A 3,656-nucleotide genomic window follows, 5' to 3' on the forward strand; every position below is an offset into this window, starting at 1 on the left:
AAAAAGACTCTTTTTCTGCATCATTAATGGATAAAAAACTCAACGGATAATACTCGTGCCACCATTTTTTATGAGATGAAAGAAAATTATTTTCTTCGATGCTTTTTTCTCCCTCTTGAAGGTTTTTAGTAACAATATCTAACGAATTATGTTCTGGGTAACTGTGATGAACACTTGTTATTAATTGTTGGTTTCCAGAAGAATTACCAGTAATTTTCCAAGCAGTTGTTGTTTCTCCTCTATGATCAAATAATGGTTGATAACAAAAATTATAACCATTTTTCTCGCTTAAAGTTGCTTTTGGAACCATCTCTAAGTTTACCGCTCTCATTTTATCCCAAGTTCCTCCTTTTGGACCTCCGCCGCTTTTTAAAACTTCATAAACAGGAGGTATTGGATCTTCTGCATGCCAAGTAATTTCTATGTTTTCGTCATTTGTATCTGTTTCAAAAAAGATTACATCTTTTGTACTATGTGTAAAACCTTTAATTTTATAACTTCCTTTAGATGTTTTTATAGTACCAGTTAATTCGGCATTCCATAAATCTAAACGCATGTCTACGCCTGTAATTTTTCCGTTAGAGGTTAATTTAAAATGACCAAGAGGTAATCTACTACGTTTAATCCAAAGCATTTCTTCTGCCTTAGTTTTTGCTTCTCTATGATCGTAGTAATCATGTCTTCCAATATGTAATGAGATTACATTTTCTGCTTCTTCAGGACCTTGGTATAATAAAAAACCAACATTCCCATTTCCAGAATAGGGTGCTGTTTGCCATTTGTCTGGAACAATATCCCAAAGCATGTCGTGTTTCGATAAAAAGGATTCGTAATCTACTTTAAAATCGACTTCTTTTTCTTGAGCGAAACATGAAGTTGACAAACAAATTAATAGGTAAAAAAACAGTGTTCTCATTTTTTATTTTAGTGTTTAAGGGAATAACTTAGGTTCTGTAAACAAATATATTCTATAGATTTCTACTATTTATGCTCATATCATTCATATTCTGTCTGTAAAAATGCATTCTGTGTTTATTAAAGCATATTCTATAGATTAAAGCAAAAAGAAGACCAATTAAAGCAAGTATAATTTTAAATCACCATTTATATTTGAAGAACCAATTATTTTATTAAACTCAAACAGCAAAATTATGAATAAAAAGAACTACGTATTAACTATCATAATTTTTCTATTATTACAGAGTTTTTCTTTTGCTAAAGAAATTTATGTATCTATTCATGGTGATGATAAAAATAATGGGACAAAGAATAGTCCTTATTTAAGTTTTGAAAAAGCACTAAAAGAAGTTGAAAAATACGCAGGTAAAGAAGCTGTAACAGTTTGGTTTGAAACAGGTGCATATTATCTTGACCAAACGATTCAATTAAGTAGTGCTTATAGTGGAACAACCAAACATCCCGTTGTATTTTCTGCCTTACCTAATGCTGAAGTAAGTATCAAAGGGTCTAAAAAAATAGAAAATTTAACATGGACCGCCTATAAAAATGGTATTTATAAAACTCAATTACCACAAGACCTATCTGTAGATCAATTATTCATCAATAATGATAAAAAGATAAGAGCTCGTTTTCCTAATTATGATTATGACAACCCTTTGCGTGATGGAAAAGGATACAATCACGTAAAAGGAGGTTCAAATTTACGATTAGACACATGGTTAGGATATGATGCTAAATCATTTTCAAACAAAAAGTGGGCAAACCCAGAAACAGGAATTGTACATGCATTCCAAAGTCATAACTGGGGAAACATGCAGTATAGAGTTAAAAGCATTGATAGGAAAGCACATAAGATACACCTTGGAGAAGGAGGTTTTCAAATGCAGAGAGATTATGGTATTGGCGGTACAGGTGGGCATGCATCTGCTTATTTTATAGAAAATATATTTGAAGAGTTAGATGTTGCTGGAGAATGGTTTTTTAATAACAACACCAATACGCTTTATTATTATCCTTTTAAAGGAGAAGATTTAGCAACAGCCAGTATAGAAATTCCTATTCTAAAAGATTTGATTCAAATAAAAGGAAATAAGGATGATCCAGTGAAAAACATTCAGATAAAAAGGTTTACTTTTACGCAATCTAGGTACACTTTTATGAATAATTATGAGCCCGTTGCTCGTGGAGATTGGGCTATTCACAGAGGAGGTGCTATCTATTTAGAGGGTACCGAAAACTGTAGTATCTCAGATTGTAATTTTGAATATTTAGGAGGAAACGCTGTTTTTATGAGTGCTTATAATCGTGACAACAAAGTAGTAAGATCTAGATTTGTGCACACAGGAGAAAGTGCTATTTGCTTTGTTGGATTACCATCAGCAGTAAGAAATTATTTAACATGGGATGATGTTGATTTAGACGGTAAAAATTGGATAGAAATGAGTAAGAACATGGATTTAAAGCCAGGTCCTAAAACACCTGACTATCCTAAGAATTGTGTTGCAGAAAATAACATTATACATGATATTGGTGATATTGGAAAGCAAACGGCAGGCGTTTTTATTGCTATGAGTCATAAAATAACAGCAGCACACAATACCATTTACAACTGTCCGCGTGCAGGAATTTGCATTAATGATGGTACTTGGGGAGGACATATTATTGAACATAACGATATTTGGGAAACTGTAAGAGAAACTGGTGAGCACGGACCTTTTAATTCTTGGGGTCGTGAAAGACAATGGAAAACAAGAAAAGGAAAAATAGGAAACTTTGATACCAAACTAACGCGATTAGATGCCATTGATAATACTATTATAAGAAACAATCGTATAGCTAATTATCGTAAATCTATAAGTGCAGGTAACTGGACAATTGACCTTGATGATGGTTCTAGTTATTTTGAAATTTACAACAATCTTAGCTTGGGGTCTTCTATTAAATTAAGAGACGGTATGGCTCGTAAAGTATTTAATAACATCACCGTAAGTGCTGTACCTTCTGGTTGGCATGCATGGCCAAAAGATTCAGAAGATGAAATCTATAAAAATATTTTTGTGATTGCAGGAACAGTACCTGGAAAAAAAGCACCTACAAGAAATTTTATACGTACTGTAAAGTTACCTGATGATCAATTATGGAGTACAAATTACAATCATAATTCTTATTGGAATGTAAACTATCCTGTCAATTTTGATTTGGCAGAAACTTTTGATATAAAATTATGGCAAGAACAAGGATACGATGTAGATTCTTATATTGGAAACCCTCATTTTGTAGACCCTTTAAATGGAAATTATCAAGTGAAAGAAGATTCACCTGTATTAAAACAAGGTTTTAAAAACTTTCCGATGGATAAATTTGGTCATGAAATGACACGTATTTTGCCATTTGGAGCAGATTTTGAAACATCGAAGACTATCACTTTAAAAGCAGATATTGAAGCAGTAAATAAAGCGGAAATATTTTATACTACAGATGGTTCTGTACCTAGCTTATAATCGATAAGATATACAGCACCTTTTACAGTAACTAAAACCACCACTGTAAAAGCAGTAACTTATACAGATAAAGGACTTGCCTCTGGATTTACAACGGAAGCTACATTTACAAAAGTAGACAAAGTAACTTACCCAAGTTGGTTGAGTACCTTACTTGCAGGTAAGTTTGAAGGGAAAATTGAACAAGAAAGAGGT

General features: G+C 32.5%; 2 protein-coding genes. One reads left to right on the plus strand and one right to left on the minus strand.

The features are described from left to right. Positions 1-916, minus strand: a 916-nt coding sequence (locus ABJG40_RS14290) for a hypothetical protein (RefSeq protein WP_348025269.1), incomplete at its 3' end; no start/stop codon positions are given. A 235-nt stretch (positions 917-1,151) separates the two neighbouring features. Between ABJG40_RS14290 and ABJG40_RS14295 the strand changes: the two genes are divergently transcribed. Further along, positions 1,152-3,461, plus strand: coding sequence for a right-handed parallel beta-helix repeat-containing protein (locus tag ABJG40_RS14295; RefSeq protein WP_348025270.1), 2,310 nt, complete (start codon positions 1,152-1,154; stop codon positions 3,459-3,461). Positions 3,462-3,656 lie beyond the last annotated feature (195 nt).

It is taken from the genome of Polaribacter sp. (assembly GCF_039939415.1).
In the GTDB taxonomy this organism is placed as follows: Bacteria; Bacteroidota; Bacteroidia; order Flavobacteriales; family Flavobacteriaceae; genus Polaribacter.

What these genes read in the sequence shown, in the direction of transcription:
- ABJG40_RS14295 (WP_348025270.1), top strand. Translation starts at nt 1,152, where the DNA reads ATGAATAAAAAGAACTACGTATTAACTATCATAATTTTTCTATTATTA.